Genomic DNA, 19211 nt, shown 5'->3' with positions numbered 1-19211 from the left:
GCCAATACTAAGGGTAGCGGGGGAGGCTGATATCCTTGCGCAAATCCCAGGAAGTGATCGGGCTTTCCATCATCCATCTTGAAACAGGCAAGAAGTTGGGAACCGTCTGTGATCTTCTGTTTGATGAAGAGCAACAGTTCAGGGGTATTTTGATGGAAGACGGCGGTTTGTTTAAAAGGCGAAAGTTTATTTCGACGGACCATATCGTTTCCATCGGAAATGATGCCGTCGTAGTGGACAACGAGCATCCATTTTCCGCCAACCCGAAAAACAAGAATTGGATGAGCATTTGTTCGGGAGACAAGAAATTAAAAGGACGCACCATTTTAACCAGCAGCGGATATGAAATGGGTTTGGTGGAAAATGTCTATTTTCTGGAAGAAATGGGGACGCTGATAGGGTACGAACTCTCTGACGGCATCTTAAATGACATTCGGGACGGCAGAAAGTGGTTGAAAACGAAAAAACCGCTGATTTGGGGAGAAGATGTGTTGATTGCCCCCGCCGACCAAATTGAAGTCAAAGATGCCAATTCTTGAAGGAAGGAAATCAGTATGCTTCGTTGTCCGAATTGCAATTCTCACGACCTGGGAAAAGTGGGAACCAATCAGCTGTATTGCTGGCACTGCTTTGTGGAAATCACCACAGAAGAAGATCAAATTACCTCGGTGTATCAAGTGGAAGAAGACGGAACCCTGACTTCCCTCAATGACCTGTTTTTGGAGGAAAGCTCTCACCTTTCGTATTTGGACTGACCTCACCCACAAGGAGGGAGCTTCGTCATGCGCCGGACACTTTACACCCTTATCGCAGGCGGATTGATTTTATTCGGCTTCAGACGGATGATGCACATGCGGCAAAAAAGCAAGATGCAGTACTATTTGCAGTCCATGATGCGTGCCATGCAAAAAAACAAATGGTTGCGCAAAATCATGATGGAAGGGCTCATGAAAGGGCTTCGTCGCTTCCAAATCGCAAGATAACCAAACCCCGCGAAAATCCCCGGGCTTATTTTGAGCCCGGGGATTTTTTGCTTCTCATAAAATGAGACAGGTTTTCGTATCTTATAAGTAAGATTGGTTTTTCGGGAGGTGCCGTCCGTGGAGCAATGGAAAATGCCGCAATATTTGCATCGGGCTCTTTTTGTCCTTGTTCTGCTCGGCATCTTGTATTTTCTTATGCAACTCGGACCGTGGATATCGGGCATTTTTCGTTTTTTAAAGGCGGTTTTCGGCCCTTTTTTAATTGCCATGATCATTTCCTATTTATTAAATCCGGTGGTCAATTTGTTGAGCCAGAAGTTTCTGCCGCGCAGTCTGGCGGTGTTGCTCATATACAGTTTGTTTATCCTGTCTCTGGTGATTTTGGCGATGAACACCATTCCGCTTTTGCAACATCAATTCAAAGAGTTGGCTGAGCATCTTCCGGAATGGAATGAGCGGATCCAGCTCATGATCAAAGAATACAATGATCACAGCAAAGAGTTGTTGCCTTTTGGGGTCAAAGAAGGCATCGAGCAAGCATTGTCAAAATTGGAGCATAAGATGACCGGTTATGTGGGAAACATGATGAGCGGGATCGGCAGCACCATCAACCAGTTGTTTCTCGTTTTGATCATTCCTTTTTTGGCTTTTTACATGTTAAAGGACATTCAATCCATTGAACGGACATTGCTTACTTTGTTGCCCAAAAAACAGCGCAAGCCGATTCTCCGTTTGTTGAGGGATGTGGACGATGCACTGGGCAATTACATTCGCGGGCAGTTTCTGGTTTGCGTGGTTGTCGGGGTGCTGGCATATATCGGTTATCTCATTGTGGGGTTGCCCTATGCACTCTTGATGGCGGCTTTGGTTGCCGTCTTTAATGTCATTCCGTATCTGGGCCCCATATTTGGCCTCATTCCGTCATTGTTTGTGGCACTGACCGTTTCTCCCAAAACGGCCGTCGGCGTTGTGATCGTCAATCTCTTTGTCCAGATGCTGGAAGGGAATGTGATTTCGCCACAGATTGTCGGGCGAAGCCTGCATATGCATCCGTTGTTTATTATCTTGGCCTTATTGGTCGGTGGGGAAATCGGGGGGGTTTTGGGATTGCTTTTGGCTGTTCCCGTTTTTGCGATGGGAAAAGTGACGGTGGAGCATATTTTGCAACATTTTATTGAACGAAGGGTTTGAAACCCGGCAAAACAGATTGTATAATAAAAAAACCAAAGAGCATCTGGAATATGTGAAACATGATGAAGGAACCGAGTGGATTGAATCCCCGCCAGAGAGAAAAGCCCGTGGGCTGAGAGGCTTTTCCGGAACCGATCGATCCACGGCCAGTTCCGGAATGCAGCTAATCCCTGCCGGCAGAATCTGCCGTTATCCTTTAATGAGGTGACCGTGTTACATACCCGGCTTCCAAAGGACCGGGATTTGACGGTAATAAGGGTGGTACCGCGAGAACAGCCTTCTCGTCCCTGATCGAGGACGGGGAGGTTTTTTATTGGAAAAAGGAGGTAAGAGTTGATGAAAGCAAGTGAAATTCGCCGGAAATATCTTGAATTCTTTGCGGAAAAAGGGCACAAAATCGAACCCAGTGCATCGCTTGTCCCTGTGGATGATCCTTCTCTGTTGTGGATCAACAGCGGGGTGGCCACATTGAAAAAGTATTTTGACGGCCGGGTGAAACCGGAAAATCCACGGATCGTCAATTCGCAAAAAGCGATCCGTACCAATGATATTGAAAATGTCGGATACACGGCCCGCCATCATACGTTTTTTGAGATGTTGGGAAACTTTTCGGTCGGGGATTACTTTAAAGAAGAAGCGATCGAGTGGGCTTGGGAATTCCTGACCGATCCCAAATGGATGGGGCTGGATCCGGAAAAATTGTCCGTAACCATTCACCCGGAAGATGAGGAAGCTTACCGGCTGTGGAAAGAGAAAATCGGCTTGCCCGATGAGCGGATCATCCGCCTGGAAGAAAATTTCTGGGATATCGGCGAGGGACCGAGCGGCCCCAATACCGAAATTTTCTATGACCGCGGGGCCCATCTTTGTGATCCCTCGGATCCGGAGTGTTACCCCGGCGGTGAAAACGAACGGTATCTGGAAATCTGGAACCTCGTGTTTTCCCAATACAACCACAATCCGGACGGGACTTACACGCCCCTGCCGAAAAAGAACATTGATACCGGCATGGGGTTGGAACGGATGGCTTCGGTGATGCAGGATGTTCCGACCAACTATGACACGGATTTGTTCCAGCCGATCATCCAGGCAACCTGTGAGAAAGCGGGAGTGGCCTACGGGGAAAAAGAGGAAACCGATGTCGCGTTGAAAGTGATTGCTGATCATGTGCGGACCATTGTTTTTGCCGTGGGGGATGGAGCGCTTCCTTCCAATGAGGGCCGCGGCTATGTTTTGCGCCGCTTGTTGCGCCGGGCCGTTCGGTACGGACGGAAGCTGGGGATCAAACGGCCGTTCCTTTATGAATTGACCCCGATCGTGGCGGAGATCATGAAAGATTACTATCCGGAGCCGGTGCAAAAACAAGATTTCATCCAACGGGTCATCCGGGGTGAAGAAGAAAAATTCCTGGAAACATTGACCGAAGGCTTGCATATTCTTGAAAAGGTCTTGGATAAAGCAAAAACCGAAGGAAAACAAGAAATCTCCGGAAAAGAAGCATTCAAATTGTATGACACCTATGGTTTTCCTTTTGATTTAACCGAAGAAATTGCCCGCGAGCAAGGGGTTTCCGTCGACCGTCAGGGATTCGAAGAAGAAATGAAAAAACAACGGGAACGGGCCCGTTCCGCGAGGGAAGATGCGGACAGCATGCAGGTGCAAGGCGGTGTTCTCTCTGAATTGCAAGTGGACACGGAGTTTGTCGGTTATGAAAAAACCGAATGCCAGACCACCGTTTCCGTGTTGATTCATGAAGAGGAACGGGTTCGGGAATTGACGGAAGGACAAAAAGGGTTTTTGATCCTGAAAGAAACCCCGTTTTATGCGGAAAGCGGCGGGCAGGTCGCCGACCGGGGCGTCATTTTGTCCGGCCAGGCGGAACTGACCGTGCTGGATGTGCAAAAAGGACCGCGTGGTGAGCATGTCCACAACATTCAGGTTGAAAAAGGGACGATCCGCGAAGGAGAAACGGTCAAAGCCGCCATCCATCGCGATTTGCGCCAGGACACGGTGAAAAACCATACGGCCACTCACTTGTTGCACCAAGCCTTAAAAGATGTCTTGGGCGAACATGTGAACCAAGCCGGTTCTTTGGTTGCGCCGGATCGCCTCCGCTTTGATTTCACACACATCGGCGCGATGTCCGAAGAGGAAATCAAAGAAGTGGAACGGCGTGTAAACGAACAGATTTGGGCTAATAATAAGGTGGAAGTCATGATCAAGCCGCTGGACGAGGCCAAAGCGATGGGAGCCATGGCTTTGTTTGGCGAAAAATATGGCAGCATCGTGCGGGTCGTGAAAATTGACGACTACAGCTTGGAGCTTTGCGGCGGAACCCATGTGAAATTCACCGGTGAGATTGGTCTTTTCAAAATTACCGGGGAAAGCGGAATCGGTTCCGGAACCCGCCGGATCGAAGCAGTGACCGGGCGCCATGCTTATGCGTTCGTTGAAGAGCAGATCGGATGGCTCAACCAGGCTGCCCGGCAGTTGAAAAGCAAAGCGCAAGATGTTCCGGAACGGATTGAACAATTGCAAAACCGCCAGAAAGAGTTGGAAAGGGAAAACGAATCCCTCACGGCCAAGTTAAACCAGGCTCAGGTTGCCAAATTGCTGAATCAGGTGCAGGAAGTGTCCGGAGTCCCGGTGCTCGCCACACAAGTGCAAGCCGGCGGCATGGAACCGTTGCGCTCGTTAATGGACGATTTGCGTAAGCACCTCGAAGAAGGAGTCATCGTGCTGGGCGCGGCTTCAAACGGAAAAGTGTCCATTGTGGCTTCGGTCTCCCCCAAATACGTAAAGGAAGGGTTGCACGCCGGAAAATTGGTGAAAGAAGTGGCTGTCCAATGCGGTGGCGGCGGTGGCGGCCGTCCGGATATGGCGCAAGCCGGAGGCAAGAAACCGGAACAATTGCCGGCTGCTTTGGCCGGAGTCAGTGAGTGGATCCGCCGGCAAATGTCCTGTTAAAAACAAAGGATAATCCATTGCAAAAGGCGAAGGATTAAAGTGCGGATCTTCATAAGAGAGGGGTGTGAGATCATCCATGGATGAAACGATGAAGTTTAATTTCCGAGGTGGAAATGAGATCGACCCTAAAGATTTGTTGTTCCACGTTTATGAGGCCTTGAAGGAAAAAGGTTACAATCCGATCAGCCAAATTGTGGGCTACCTTATTTCAGGAGATCCGGCTTATATTCCGCGCCATAAAAATGCCCGTGCCATGATCCGGAAAATGGAACGGGATGAAATTATCGAAGAACTCGTCAAGCACTACTTGGGTGTGGAAAGGCAGAATCAATAAGAAAGGTATTGGAAAATGGATTTGGATGAACTCTCTTCAAAGCATATAGATGATTTCCCCCGGATTCTGGGACTGGATGCAGGAGACCGGAGAATTGGCGTGGCGGTCAGCGATGCATTAGGGCTGACCGCTCAGGGCGTCAAAGTCATTGACCGCAAAAACAGTAACTGGTTGAAAGAATTGGACCAACTTGTGGAACAATATCAAATAAAAGAGCTGGTTGTCGGCTTCCCCCGCAACATGAACGGGACCATCGGTCCCCGCGGGGAGTTGAGCCGGCAACTGGCCGAAGAATTAAAAAAGCGATATGGATATCCTGTGCACTTGTGGGATGAACGCTTGTCAACAGCAGCGGCAGAGCGCACCTTGATTGATGCCGATCTTTCCCGCCGCAAACGGAAAAAGGTGGTTGACCAACTGGCTGCGACATGGATTTTGCAAGGATATCTGGATGCAAAGAGGAGGCAATTTTAATGGCACATAATCATGAACCGGAATACTTGATCATTCCGACGGAAAACGGGAAAGAGGAAAAGTTTGAGATCTTATATACGTTTGATCATGATGAAACAGGCAAAAGCTATATGTTTGTCACGCCGGTCGACGGGGAACAAGGCGGGGAACCGGACGAACAGGAGCCTTACCAAGAAGTGATGGCTTTTCGCTATACCGAAGAGGATGGCAATTTGAATCTGGAAATGATTGAAGAAGAGAATGAAGAAGAATGGGATATGGTGGAAGAAGTGTTTAACACACTGGTGAGTGAATTGGAAGAGGAAAGTGAGGAAAATGAACAATAACAACCTGTCGGTTCACGGAGCAAGAGAAGTGAATATCTTGCGTCAGCAATATCCGGATCACATGGTTTCCAATGTCGAACCGGCCGGCACTCCTTACCGGATTGTCCATGAAGTTGAAGTGAACGGACAACACTATGCTTTGTTGCAAAAAGACGGCGATCATCCGGATGATCTGCACTTGTTTCATGTCAATCAAGGGCGCATCGAAGAAATTGAGGATGAGCAAGAGTGGGAAAATATTGCCGATGCCGTTGACGAAATGTTATATTTTCATGACTTTCAGTAAAAACGGGGGGAACCCCGTTTTCTTTTTGATAAACTGTGCTAACATAGAGAAGGGTTTCTTGTAATAAAGAAGAGATTTAATCAGAAAAAGGAGTCCACGTCTCATGAAATGGTTTTGGCGCATCTTCTTTACCATTGCGCTACTGGCCGGTTGGGGGATTCTGGGTTACTTCTTTATGGATTTCACTTTGGGCTCATCGGAACGAACCGAACCAGTGGCGGTGGAAATCCCTAAAAATACATCATTGAAGCAAGTCGGCAAGATTTTGGAGGAAAAGCAAATCATTCGCCGGTCCTATTGTTTCGGTCTTTATGTTTTTCTTAAGCAAAAGACCAACCTGCAAGCCGGGAATTACCTGATTGAGCCTGATGAAGACATCGATCGAATATTAGAAAAATTTTCTAAAGGCGAAGAAAACGTTGTTACGGTGACCATTCCCGAAGGATGGGATGCCATGAAAATCGCCAATCGCCTTGAAAAGGAAAAAGAGGATTTTGACAAAGAAAAGTTTCTAGATTTATTGAATAGTAAAAAACCAAAATATAATTTTGAGGTGAACATTCCCCAAAATCCCGACCGACCGTTTAAATTGGAAGGATATTTGTTCCCCAGCACCTATGACTTTCCAAAAACGGCTTCGGAAGAGGAAATCATCAACATCATGCTGGGCCAGTTTGCACAGCGTGTCGAAAAACTGAAAATTCGTGACCGGCTCAATCAAAATGAACCGGAAAAAGGCATGACGTTGGATAAGCTGGTGACAATTGCGTCGCTGGTGGAAAGGGAAGGAAAGGCAAAGCAGGAATATCCGCGCATTTCCGGTGTGATTTATAACCGGCTGCACAGCACCGATAATCAGAAACTGGGAATCGACGCCACTTTTTTGTATGTGACGCAGTTGAAGGAGGAATGGAAGGATATTCCTTTTCATCAGTTGAAATACAAACAGCACCCGTATAATACATATCAAGTCAAAGGTTTGCCGCCGGGGCCGATCGCCAATCCGGGGGAAGAAGCGTTGCGCGCCGCTTTGGAACCGGAACAGCATTCTTACCAGTATTATGTCACCAAGGGAGATGGCAGCGGCGAACATTACTTTGCCGAGACGTATGAGCAGCATAATCAGTACATCAAAATGAGTAATGCCAATCAAGCACAAAGAGAACAGAAAAATTAACAGGAGCAAGCTCTTGCATTTTTGCAAGAGCTTTTTTGGGCAAAAAAAGGGATTTTCTGAAAAAATTGCTGAACAGAAAGGACATCGCGATGAATAAATAATGGTTTATTTTCTTTTTTGGTATGAAAGACTGCTTTGATATAAGAAGTATACCCCGCTTTCATCCTGTCCAAGCTGATGAAAGAAGTGGGGTGTCATCATGAAACGAAATTGGCGAAGCATCACAGTCAGCTTGTTGATTTTGTCCATGTTTGCAGTGATTTTGGTTCGGTTGTACATGATTCAGATCGCCTCGGCGCGGTCTTTTGAAATTGTGAATAAACAAGTTGATTTGGTCACCATGGCACAAACGCGGCAAAACAAAGAAATTGTGATTCAAAGCGGTCGCGGGGACATTTTGGATCGCCATCAAGAAACGCTGGTTGGAGGGAACGATTGGCATTTGCTGATCTTTCCGCAAAGTGAAGAGCAGCTCAAGCTGCGCGAGGAGCAATTCAAACAGATTGCCGAATGGATCCATTATCCGTATGAGGCATTCCGACGCCAGTTGTTGCATCTGAAGTCTCCCGCGATCTTGTCAGGCATTCGCGGAGAAGAAATCACCCTGTCCCCCTTGGAGCGGGAGAGGATCGAAGCGATGAACATCCCGGGGGTGATGGTGGTTCAATCGGACCAGCGCATGACATTAAACCAAGTGGCGGAACAAGTGATCGGACAGATTGCCCGCAGTCCGCTCCTTTTGAAAAACCGGTATCAGGAGCAAGCCCAAAACGGAAATTGGCATCCCGAATCATTCATTGGAATCTCCGGGCTTGAACAAGCTTTTGAACCATTTTTGCACGGAGAAGAAGAGCATCTTTTAATTTATACAAAGGCACGGACGGGAAAACCGTTAAACGGGGTGCAGATGAAACGAAAAGATATTCAACGCGGATCCGGAGACCGGCCCAAGACCCTTGTCACCACATTGGACAAAGAGATTCAGCAAATGGCGGAAAACCTGTTGCAAGAAGAAAGTGTGGATGACGGTGCAGTGGTGATTCAGGAGATCTCTTCCGGGGATATCCTGGCGATGGCCAGCCGGCCGAAAGGAAATTCGGAAAAGGAAGGGGAAAATCATTGGGAAAACCGGGCGGTGATGGAGGCAACACCCGGCTCGATCTTTAAGACTGTGGTTGCGGTGGCGGCTTTGGATCAGGGATTGGTCCGCCCGGACACCACTTTCCATTGCAAAGGAAAATTGGATCAATATCATTTGCGGGACAATGATCCCGAAGGGCACGGAAAAATTACGTTTGCCGAAGCTTATGCCAAGTCCTGCAATATTGTTTTTGGCACCGTGGCCAAAACACTCGGCCCTGAAAAACTGGAAGAGTATGCGAAGCGGTTGGGGCTCGGGCAAAAAGTGATCTGGAACGGCAAAGTGTTTCACGACCCGTCGTTTGCGCAGTTGGCTGAAGAGCAAACGGGACTGATTTTTGCAGATTCCACGAATAAAAAAGATGAAGGGGTTTTGGTGCAAACCGGGATCGGACAGCGCGATGTCCGGATGACCCCGGTTCAGGCAACCAATATGATCACTTCGGTCTTCCATCAGGGAAAAACCATGGAACCGCGTCTGGTGAAGGAAATCAAAGATGCTGAAGGGCGCATGTTATTTCGCTTTCGGGAGCAGACAATCGAAGGGGCCAAACCGCTCAAGCCGGAAACCGCCGCATCCGTCAAAGCGCTGATGCGTCAAGTCGTCACAGATGGCACGGCTTCATCGCTTAAAAATGCAACCTGGTCCCTGGCGGGGAAGACGGGAACGGCTCAGATCGGGGTGGACAAAGACCGGTACAACAAATGGATGATCGGTTTCGGCCCCGTGGAAACGCCGCGTTATTCGGTGGCCGTGTTGTTGCGTTCGGTGGATGATGCCGGTGATCAAAGAGCGATAAAAATCTTTGAAAAAGTGATGAACAATTTGGCTGATTTGGAAAAAAAGCGGGCAAAAGAGTGAAGGAATCCATAAAAATGCGGAAAAAAGAATATTTATTTCCGCGGGCGATGTGAAAGTTATTGGTTTCACAAGATGTTCTTCTGGTTGTTTTGTGATTCCTATCCGATTATGATATTAGTAGTATTGTAGGTTTTAAATAAAGGAGTAGAAATCATGAAAATCACCGTTAATTTATCAAAGGCCGAACTTGATTTAATTGAAGAAGCTCTTTTGCAATATCAAAATCTTTTGCTCAAATCAAAAGATCAAGATGAAATGGTCAATGACGAGTTAAAATTGGTGCACCGCGTTTTGGAAGAGTTTGGGATGGAAGATTTGGAGGAGAATTCTCAGGATCAACCACAGTCCCAGCAAAAGGCATTGCCGATGCCTCCGGGCGGAAACCAATATCAGCCGCCGCAGGGCCAGTACGCTTCTCCCAATCAATACCATGGTCCCAATACCTTTGTAGCTCCCAATCAATATCCATTTTCTCGTTAAATGGATTCAGTAAATCAGCGCCTCTGATTTTCATATTCTTCAGATGGCGCTTTTATATTGGATGCCGGATCATGTTATGATGTACATGAACAAAGATGATTGGTGCATATGCCAAAGGGAGAAAGATGATGAAGGAACAAGAAGTGAAAAATATTTTAAAAAACTTGAAAGTCGGGGAATCGACTTATTTTTCGACGTCGAAGGATGAACATAAGATTGAAGTGGAAAGAGTGTTCAAAGGTTTGGACGAAGGTTGGATGGTGATTTATCAGGGAGAGCGCAAGGTTTTTAGTGATTTGGATGAAGCGGCCCGCTTTTTGTCCCAACATTGGGAAGTGAATATCAAAAAGCGTATGCAAAACCAATATCAGGAAATGAATGATTTGATTGATTTGGGAGAATACTGATCTTGAGAGGATTGGGGAAACAGATTCCTCAATCCTTTTTTTTATTCTCTTTGAAAAAACACGGTTTAAAAATCGAAAAACCGGGGAATATATCTTAATTATGAAACCGGAGCATTTTTACCAGTCTGTAAATAGGAAGGATTGAAGCATGAAAAAATTTACCAACGTCTTCATTATTTCAGTGATTATTTCCTTTGTCTTTATTTTGTGGGGGGGTGTCGCCCCAAAACATATTCTGACGGTCATGAACGATATCCAGACTTTTTTGCAGGATAAGTTTGGTTGGTTCTATTTGTTTTCCACCACGGCCTTTTTGATCTTTTCTTTATTCCTCATTTTCAGCCGCTATGGAAATATTCGACTCGGAAAGGATACCGATCGTCCCGAATTTGGCACCATTTCATGGTTTGCCATGTTATTCAGTGCCGGAATGGGGATCGGACTGGTCTTTTGGGGAACAGCTGAGCCGTTGTCCCATCTTTATCAGCCGATCTTTGCCCAACCAGGTTCCGGTACCGCCGCCAATGATGCGATGCGTTATTCCTTCTTCCACTGGGGATTGCATCCATGGGGGATTTATGCCCTTTTGGGATTGGCGCTTGCTTATGCAAACTTTCGAAAAGATGCTCCGGGATTGATCAGCCACACCTTTTATCCACTGTTGAAAGAGAAAGTGAAGGGGCCGGTCGGGAAAACAATTGATATTATTTCCGTTTATGCCACGGTGTTCGGCGTGGCCACTTCCTTGGGATTGGGGGCCATTCAGATCGGCGGAGGGCTTTCTTTTGTGACGCCGCTGGAAAATAACATACTCACCCAATTCATCGCCATTGTGATTGTGACCGGCTTGTTTATTCTTTCGGCCACCACCGGGCTGAATAAAGGGATCAAGTACTTGAGCAATATCAATATTCTGATTGCGGTATTGTTGATGTTTTTTGTTTTGTTCACGGGACCGACCAAGTTTATCATGAATTTGTTCACATCCACGTTGGGGGCGTATATTCAGGAGTTGCCCCGGATGAGTTTCTATTTGGGGCCGTTTAATCCGCAGGCCAATGAATGGATTCAAAGTTGGACGATCTTTTACTGGGCATGGTGGATTGCTTGGGCTCCGTTTGTCGGAACGTTTATTGCCCGCATTTCAAAAGGGCGCACGGTGCGGGAATTTGTGATCGGCGTCCTCTTGGTGCCCACCTTTTTCGGGGCATTTTGGTTCAGCGTTTTCGGAGGAACCGGACTTCACATGGAGATGTCGGATGGTATTCCGCTTTTTGAACAGATGAGCGAGCAGGGAACCGAAGTGGCTCTGTTCTCGATGCTTTCCCATTTGCCGTTGAGCGGGATTATGATTGTGCTTGCCGTGATTTTGATCAGCACGTTTTTCATTACTTCCGCCGACTCGGCAACGTTTGTGCTGGGAATGCAGACGACGGACGGGAGTTTAAACCCTTCCAATACCGTCAAATGGATTTGGGGACTCATTATTTCCGCTTCGGCTTTGATCTTGCTTTACTCCGGCGGATTGGAAGGATTGCAGATGGCATCGATTATTGCCGCTTTTCCATTTGCCTTTATCCTGATCGGTGTGGCGGTTTCCTTGTTGAAGGCGTTCCGCCAGGAAGTGCCCAAAAGAAGAAGAGCGGGAACCCCGAAAGAGCCGGGATCGGCCAAAGCGAAATAAGCATCTCGACTTGACTTGAAAACCACTTCTGAATGTCATTTCAGAAGTGGTTTTTTTAAACGGGGAAGGTGTTGGTGGCAAGCGGAAATATGTTAGTATGGAAAAGAAATAAAACCATTTAAAAGTATATTATTAAAAAACGGAATCTTTTTTTAATTCAATCCAATTAAAGGCGGTTGGTACGGTGCAGAAAAAAGTTTGGTTATCTTTGATGGGGGCCGCTTTTTTAATGGCCACTTCTGCCGTCGGACCCGGGTTTTTGACACAAACTTCCGTATTCACGGCCCAATTTGGAGCCAGTTTCGGGTTTGTGATCCTGGCTTCCGTTTTGCTCGACATTGGAGCCCAATTAAATATTTGGCGGGTTATTGTTGTATCGAAGATGCGGGCGCAGGATATTGCCCATGCGGTCCGGCCGGGGCTCGGCCACGTTTTGTCGTTTTTGGTGGTGTCAGGAGGATTGGCTTTTAACATTGGCAATGTGGCCGGTGCCGGATTGGGGTTTGAAGTGTTGTTTGGTGTGGATGCGGTATGGGGAGCGGTCATCAGCGGGTTGATTGCCGTGATGGTTTTTTTGTCAAAAGAAGCCGGGAAAGTGATGGACCGGTTTGCCGTGTTGTTGGGATTTGTGATGATTGGGCTGACGCTCTGGGTGGCAGTGGGATCGCATCCTCCCCTGGGTGAAGCTGCGGTGCGCTCGCTGGTTCCCGATGTGCCCGTTGACGGGTGGAATGCATTTTTTATGGCCATTGTGACCGTGGTCGGCGGATCAGTTGGCGGATACATTACCTTTGCAGGAGGGCACCGCCTTTTAGATGCCGGATTGAAAGGAACGGAAGCGTTGCCGGAAACCAACCGAAGTTCGGTTTCCGGAATCATCATCACATCGGTCATGCGTTTGGTCTTGTTTTTGGCGACATTGGGCGTGGTTTCCGCGGGGGGAACATTAAGCGAAAGCAATCCGGCAGCTTCGGTCTTTCAGCTGGCCACGGGAGAGACAGGCTATCAATTGTTCGGTTTGGTCATGTGGGCGGCCGCCATTACGTCGGTGGTGGGAGCGGCATATACTTCCGTCTCCTTTATTCGTACTTGGCATGAAAAGATCGACCGTCATCACCGGTGGTGGACCGTTTGCTTCATCTTGTTGTCCACAGCGGTTTTTGTGGTGGTGGGAAAACCGGTGAAAATGTTGATTTTGGTGGGGACGTTAAATGGTTTTATTCTGCCACTTTCACTGGCCATCATCCTGTTTGCCGCCCGCCGGAAGGAGATTGTCGGTGAATACAGGCATCCGCTTTGGCTGACGGTCTTTGGCATCCTGGTCGCTGTGATCATGGCAACCATGGGATTGGTGGTCAGTGTGGAAGAGTTGCCGAAGTTGTGGTCATAAAGCAAAAAATCCCCTGTAAAGGGGATTTTTTATTCAAACACGATGGTTTTGTGATTGTGAACGATAATCTGGTCATTGATGTGCCATTGGACGGCTCTGGCCAAAACGATCCGCTCCAGATCGCGTCCGATTCGTTTTAAATCGGCGACTTGATGCCGGTGATTGACACGGCTCACATCTTGTTCGATAATGGGACCTTCATCCAAATCTTCCGTGACATAGTGTGCTGTGGCCCCGATGAGCTTCACCCCGCGGTTGAACGCTTGGTGATACGGTTTCCCACCGATAAAGGCCGGCAAAAACGAGTGGTGGATGTTAATGATTTGATTCGGATAACGGTCGATGATTTTACCAGGGATAATTTGCATATAACGAGCAAGGATAAGAGTATCCACTTGGTGTTTTTGAAGCAGTTCCAGATGGATGTCTGCGGCTTCTTCACGGTTTTCTTTGGTCACCGGGACATGATAATAAGGAATGTTGTGGGGTGTAACCAGATATTTCATGTCCGGGTGATTGGAAACCACCATGACAATATCGGCATTCAATTCTTTGATACTCCAACGCCACAACAGTTCCCGCAGACAATGGTCTTCCTTTGAAACGAAGACCGCCAGCTTTTTTCTTTCGGACGGATGCGTGATTTTCCAATCCATCTGAAACGGCTCTGCAATCAATGAAAATTGTTGCCGAAGTTCATCAATCCGTCCGGTCAGGTTGTCCATCAGAAACTGGACCCGCATAAAAAAGTGTCCGCTTTCCGGATTGGTTGAAAATTGATCGGAGTGCAAGATGTTGGCTCCGTTTTCATAAAGAAATTGTGTGATTGCAGCAATGATTCCTTGCTTTTCAGGGCAGGAAACGATCAGAGCCCCTTGATTCATATTGACAGCAGTTTTGTTCGACGTTTGATTCATCCTTTTTCTCTCCTTTGGTGCTCCGTACTCACTCTTTACCTACTATAGTACGTTTGTGAAAGCAATTTCAATCTCCATGCAAGGGTTGATGCCGGTTCACCGTCGCTGGCCGGTGTACCAAGCGGGGAGAAGGCATGTTGGTAAAAAAAGGAGGCCTTGTCGGGCGGAAACAAAATAAAATTATATCGCCCGGCACTTGTCACGGATCTCAAAGACCATTATGATGAGCAAGAAAGTGCTTTGCAACTTCTCATGTTTCGGCAGGGTCTACAGGTAGAAAATTGAAACCCGTAATGGATGGGGGGACAAGATATGGAAGTGGATCATTCATTGATTTCAGTCATGATTGTGGTCATCGTGGCATTTTTGGTTCCGATCTTATTGCACCGTTTAAAATGGAATGCGATTCCGGCCGTTGTCGCAGAAATCATGGTTGGCTTGATCCTGGGAAAAAGCGGCTTGGGATGGGTGGTTGAGGACACCTGGCTGGAAATGTTGTCCACGCTTGGAATTATTTTTTTGATGTTTTTAAGCGGACTGGAAATCGACTTTAATATGATTTTAAACACGGGTAAGACAAGCGGAAAGAAAGAGAATCGGGAAAATCCGCTCATGATCGGTCTGATCAGTTTTATAAGCATCCTTCTCTTGTCTTTTGTGATCAGTTGGATCTTATATGTTGCGGGGTTTATCAAAGATCCTTACTTTATCACTTTGATCATTTCCACGATCTCATTGAGTGTCACTTTGCCGGTGGTGAAAGATAAAGGGATCAATAAAAAACCGCTGGGACAATCAATCTTGGTGACGGCAGTTTTTGCGGACTTTATCACCATGATTTTGTTGGCGGTTTATGCGGCGCTGAAGTCGGAAAAAGGATTTTTCAGCGTGCTGCTGTTATTGTTATTTTTTGTGATTTTCTTTGCGGTGTACCGCATTATCCAAGCATTAAAGCCCATTCGGCTGACCGAATCCATTTCCAAAGAGACAATTTCCATCGGAACACGCGGCGTCTTTGCTTTGATCCTGTTTTTTGTCGCGTTATCGGAAACAGTCGGGGCGGAAAATATTTTGGGAGCCTTTTTGGCAGGCGTCATTGTGTCGTTGTTGGGGCCGCGTGAAGAGTTTGTCAGTCAATTGAATGCATTTGGTTTTGGCTTTTTAATCCCGATATTCTTTGTGATGGTGGGTGCCAAGCTGGACCTGGTCTCGTTGATGCAGGATGCCCGTGCTTTGATCATGTTTCCGCTCATTTTGCTTGCCTTTATCTTATCCAAAGGACTTTTGGTTTTGATTTTCCGCAAGTGGTTTTCTTGGCGCGAGTCAATCAGTTCGGGGATTTTGTTGACATCCACCATCAGTTTGGTCATTGCCGCCGCGGCGGTCGGGATGGATCTCGGAATCATCAATAACACGATGAACACGGCGTTGATTTTGGCCGCGTCCATCACCGTGATCATTCCGCCGATTATATTCCAGCAATTGTTGCCGGATGCCGTCGATGAGGTGGAACGCCCGTCCGTTTCGCTGGTGGGGATCAATGCCGCGACATTGACCCTGGCGCAGGATTTGCACCGGGACGGGTATGAAGTCAAGGTTTACGGAGCGGATAAATCGAATCTGGAAGAAAAACAGCGTCCGTTTCCGATCATTCAATTGCCGGTGGTCGAAGAGGAATACCTGCAAAAGGAAAACGGATTTTCATGCGATATCATGGTTTTGTTCACGCCGCATGATGAAAGGAACGTGGAGTTGGCCAAAGCGGCGAAGAAACAAGGCGTTGAACGGATCATTGCCCGGGTGGAAAGCAAAGAGTTGCAACAGTCGTTAAACAATCTGGGAATCCAGCTCATCTCCACCTTCTTTGCCAATCAAACGTTGACCAAGATTTTGATTGAACATCCGACCCTGTTTAAACTGGTGAACCATGATAACGGAAATTTGATGGAAGTGAAATTGTTGAACCACCGTTACCATTTGGCACGGGTCCGGGACCTGACTTTTTGGGGGGATACGTTGATCATCCGCATCCTGCGGGGAAATGAAGCCATCCTTCCTCACGGGGACACCGTGCTGGAAGTCGGGGATCGCCTCATTATCAGCGGTAGCCCCGATCACATTCACCGGTTGCGGGAAATGCTCCAATAAAAAAAGAGCGGGTATGTTCCCGCTCTTTTTTTTATTGATGATCCCGGAGATAGGTGTCTTCAGGGACTTCTTTTATAAACGGACTCATTTTGCCGAGGCAGTAAAGGTGCAAAGCATGCATGGCGCGGGTGCAGGCGGTGTACAATAATTTCCGCTCGTTTTCCCGGTGATATTGATCCCCGGAAGCGTCATAAAGAATCACGGCATCAAATTCAATGCCTTTGGCGAGATAAACCGGAATGACCAGGATGCCCGGGTGAAATTCGACGGATTCTTTCGTGATCAGTTGAACCGGTTCGGCAGTTGCTTTGTTCAATGCATCAAAAACCTTTTGGCTTTCCGCGGCTGTTTTGCATATGACGGCAATCGTTTCATGCCCGTCTTTTAGCAATGTTTCGATGCGGTGGAGAATCCGGTTGTGAAGTTCCTTTCGGTTTTGCACTTCGGTCACGGTCGGCTTGCTCCCCGGACGTTCAAAGGGCTCGATGGCTTCTTTGTTTTCCGCCAGGTGACGGGTGAATTCGATGATCGGAAAGGTGGACCGGTAACTTCGTTTCAATTCAACCAATTCGGTTTGCTCTTTTCCATACAGAGAGGACAACTCAGCCATATTGTGATGAACCGGGGTATGAGAAAAGACGGCCTGGTTGAAATCGCCGAGGATTGTCATCTTGCTGCGCGGAAACAAACGCTTTAAAAAGAAAAACTGAAAAGGCGAGTAATCCTGCGCTTCATCGATAAAAATATGGCGGATGGACCGGTTGGTTTCCAATCCTTCAAGCCGGGTTTTCAAATAGAGCAAAGGAGTGGCGTCTTCGTAAAAAAGCTCCTTTTGCTCCAGTTTGGCAACCGTTTGCCGGCAGATGTCCGGCCAGGTTTCCGGCAGATCCGTGACCCCGAGGGCATCTTTGGCCAGGGTTGGATCGGCAAACAGTTGCCGGTAGATGGCCGGAATGTCCAGAAATCCGAGTTTTTTGACCATGCGGACAGCCGGTTTGATGTGTTTTTGGACCACTTTTTTGGCCAGCCAGTGCCGTTCCCTTTGTAGATCGTCAAAGGTATCGGAAGTGAAATGTTTGTCTTTTTGCAGCGCTTGGTCAGCGCGGATGTAATCGGCCGGATTCAACCACTGGATTTCTTCATCCACCCAGTCTTTTTTGACTTCTTCCCGGGCCCGCTTTTTCAGTTCTGCCATCAGCCGGTCTTTGACCAGGGAGATCCGGTGGGTGAGCGGAAGGGACGAATCCAGGGAAGCAAAATGGGCTTTGATTTCCCCGGCCGGAATGATCGTGCCGCCACGGAACGGAATGTCCCGGAAGACTAACGCGCCATGTTGCCCGAGATAAGACAGGTAAAGGTCCAGCAACCGGATGTATGCCCGGGAGGCTTTGTAGCGGATGCCGTCAATCCTTGCCTCATACCCGTCTTCCTGATGGTTCGTCAAGGTATATTCAATTTGTGAAAACGGATTTTCCACTTTCAATAGATTTTTCAATTGATGTTCCAACAGCTCCTGAAAAGTGGTTTGTTGCATGTTTTCCTCCCCCAGTTCGGGAAGAACCGTGGAGACATACCGGTTAAACATCGGATTGGGGGAAAACAAAAGGATATTTTCGGCTTTCAATGAATTCCGGTACCGGTAAAGGAGATAGGCGACCCGTTGCAACGCGGCCGAAGTTTTTCCGCTCCCGGCCGCCCCTTGAACGATGACCAGCCGGCTTTTTTCATTACGGATGATGCGGTTTTGTTCTTGTTGAATGGTGGCCACGATGCTTTTCATTTGGGAGTCGGATCTTTTTCCGAGCACTTCCTGCAACAGTTGATCGCCAATGGTGATCCCGGTGTCAAACAAGCTTTCAATGATTCCGTTTTTTATCAGGAATTGGCGCTTCAGACCGATGAATCCTTCGACCGTTCCGCCCGGCGTTTCATACCGTGCAGGCCCCGGCGGGTAATCATAATACAGGCTGCAGACGGGGGCGCGCCAGTCATAAATGAGAAACTCATTCGTTTGCTCATCGACCAGCGAGGCGATTCCCAGATAAATCGATTCTTTTTCTTCCCCGTGTTCGGTAAAATCAATCCGTCCGAAGTAGGGGGAGGATTTCATTTTCTTTAAGAGTTGCACTTGTTTTTGCGCGGTTCGGTGGCGGCGCTCTCTTTCCGCCAAAACTTCGGCTTGTTGCTTGATGCTGACCACGGTTTCGGTTGTTTCGATCTCGTCGGCAAAATTGATCCGCACATCTTCCCAAAAGTTTTTGCGTATATCCACAATGTCTGATTTGACTTGGTTTGCTTGCTGTTCGAGCGAAGAAAGGCGTCCGTCGATTTCATCGATCACCCGGTCGACACGTTCTTGCTCTTCCTGCCAGATCCGTTTGGAATTTTCCATGCTTCCGCTCCTTTCAAAAAAAGATTGACAAGGGGGTGAATTATGTTTTATAA

18 protein-coding genes are annotated in these 19211 nt (G+C 47.6%); 16 read left to right on the top strand and 2 right to left on the bottom strand.

Annotated elements, in window-relative coordinates; genetic code table 11:
* Positions 1-35: 35 nt before the first annotated feature.
* The 15 genes from I8U23_RS05245 to I8U23_RS05175 all read left to right on the top strand — a co-directional run bounded on the left by I8U23_RS05245 (position 36) and on the right by I8U23_RS05175 (position 13701).
* Positions 36-539 (top strand): PRC-barrel domain-containing protein, encoded by a 504-nt coding sequence (locus I8U23_RS05245; RefSeq protein ID WP_049720414.1) that lies wholly within the window; start codon positions 36-38, stop codon positions 537-539.
* Between the two features lie 15 nt (positions 540-554).
* Positions 555-755, top strand: a complete 201-nt coding sequence (locus I8U23_RS05240; protein ID WP_037993262.1) for a hypothetical protein — start codon at positions 555-557, stop codon at positions 753-755.
* A 27-nt stretch (positions 756-782) separates the two neighbouring features.
* Positions 783-983, top strand: coding sequence for a hypothetical protein (locus I8U23_RS05235; RefSeq protein ID WP_037993259.1), 201 nt, complete (start codon positions 783-785; stop codon positions 981-983).
* 117 nt (positions 984-1100) lie between these two features.
* A complete protein-coding gene (locus I8U23_RS05230; protein WP_309485132.1) occupies positions 1101-2174 on the top strand; it encodes an AI-2E family transporter in 1074 nt (357 codons plus the stop codon).
* A gap of 336 nt (positions 2175-2510) precedes the next feature.
* Positions 2511-5141, top strand: a complete 2631-nt coding sequence (gene alaS, locus I8U23_RS05225; RefSeq protein ID WP_037993257.1) for an alanine--tRNA ligase — start codon at positions 2511-2513, stop codon at positions 5139-5141.
* 76 nt (positions 5142-5217) lie between these two features.
* Positions 5218-5475 carry an IreB family regulatory phosphoprotein gene (locus tag I8U23_RS05220; protein ID WP_037993255.1) on the top strand — a complete coding sequence of 86 codons (258 nt, stop codon included), beginning with the start codon at positions 5218-5220 and terminating at the stop codon, positions 5473-5475.
* 15 nt (positions 5476-5490) lie between these two features.
* The gene (gene ruvX, locus I8U23_RS05215; RefSeq protein ID WP_049720393.1) at positions 5491-5949 is read left to right on the top strand and encodes a Holliday junction resolvase RuvX; all 459 of its coding nucleotides are present in this window, start codon (positions 5491-5493) and stop codon (positions 5947-5949) included.
* Positions 5949-6275: a DUF1292 domain-containing protein gene (locus tag I8U23_RS05210; RefSeq protein ID WP_037993253.1), complete on the top strand. Its 327-nt coding sequence runs from the start codon at positions 5949-5951 to the stop codon at positions 6273-6275. Before ruvX ends, I8U23_RS05210 begins: the two co-directional genes overlap by 1 nt.
* Positions 6265-6561, top strand: a complete 297-nt coding sequence (locus I8U23_RS05205) for a DUF1292 domain-containing protein (RefSeq protein ID WP_037993252.1) — start codon at positions 6265-6267, stop codon at positions 6559-6561. The genes I8U23_RS05210 and I8U23_RS05205 overlap by 11 nt, the downstream gene beginning before the upstream one ends.
* 103 nt (positions 6562-6664) lie before the next feature.
* Positions 6665-7738 (top strand): endolytic transglycosylase MltG, encoded by a 1074-nt coding sequence (gene mltG / locus I8U23_RS05200; protein WP_049720392.1) that lies wholly within the window; start codon positions 6665-6667, stop codon positions 7736-7738.
* A gap of 199 nt (positions 7739-7937) precedes the next feature.
* On the top strand, positions 7938-9740 hold the full coding sequence (locus tag I8U23_RS05195; protein WP_049720391.1) for a peptidoglycan D,D-transpeptidase FtsI family protein: 1803 nt from the start codon (positions 7938-7940) through the stop codon (positions 9738-9740).
* A 153-nt stretch (positions 9741-9893) separates the two neighbouring features.
* Positions 9894-10220 (top strand): hypothetical protein, encoded by a 327-nt coding sequence (locus I8U23_RS05190; RefSeq protein ID WP_037993249.1) that lies wholly within the window; start codon positions 9894-9896, stop codon positions 10218-10220.
* Positions 10221-10348: 128 nt separating this feature from the next.
* On the top strand, positions 10349-10627 hold the full coding sequence (locus tag I8U23_RS05185; protein WP_037993247.1) for a hypothetical protein: 279 nt from the start codon (positions 10349-10351) through the stop codon (positions 10625-10627).
* A gap of 148 nt (positions 10628-10775) precedes the next feature.
* Entirely contained in the window at positions 10776-12311 is a 1536-nt protein-coding gene (locus I8U23_RS05180) for a glycine betaine uptake BCCT transporter (protein WP_037993245.1), read from the top strand.
* A 211-nt stretch (positions 12312-12522) separates the two neighbouring features.
* Positions 12523-13701, top strand: coding sequence for an NRAMP family divalent metal transporter (locus I8U23_RS05175; RefSeq protein ID WP_082240550.1), 1179 nt, complete (start codon positions 12523-12525; stop codon positions 13699-13701).
* Positions 13702-13730: 29 nt separating this feature from the next.
* Here the strand turns inward: I8U23_RS05175 and purU are convergent, their stop codons facing one another.
* Positions 13731-14618 carry a formyltetrahydrofolate deformylase gene (gene purU / locus I8U23_RS05170; RefSeq protein WP_037993241.1) on the bottom strand — a complete coding sequence of 296 codons (888 nt, stop codon included), beginning with the start codon at positions 14616-14618 and terminating at the stop codon, positions 13731-13733.
* Positions 14619-14930: 312 nt separating this feature from the next.
* Here purU and I8U23_RS05165 point away from each other — a divergent pair, with 312 nt between their 5' ends.
* Positions 14931-16766 (top strand): monovalent cation:proton antiporter family protein, encoded by a 1836-nt coding sequence (locus I8U23_RS05165; protein ID WP_037993240.1) that lies wholly within the window; start codon positions 14931-14933, stop codon positions 16764-16766.
* 31 nt (positions 16767-16797) lie between these two features.
* On the opposite strand, the gene helD is transcribed toward I8U23_RS05165, so the two are convergent.
* Positions 16798-19158 carry an RNA polymerase recycling motor HelD gene (gene helD / locus I8U23_RS05160; protein WP_049720390.1) on the bottom strand — a complete coding sequence of 787 codons (2361 nt, stop codon included), beginning with the start codon at positions 19156-19158 and terminating at the stop codon, positions 16798-16800.
* Positions 19159-19211 lie beyond the last annotated feature (53 nt).

The organism is Thermoactinomyces sp. CICC 10735, from assembly GCF_016055175.1.
GTDB classification, from domain to species: Bacteria; Bacillota; Bacilli; order Thermoactinomycetales; family Thermoactinomycetaceae; genus Thermoactinomyces; species Thermoactinomyces vulgaris.
This window is presented reverse-complemented; position numbering and strand designations above follow the sequence as displayed.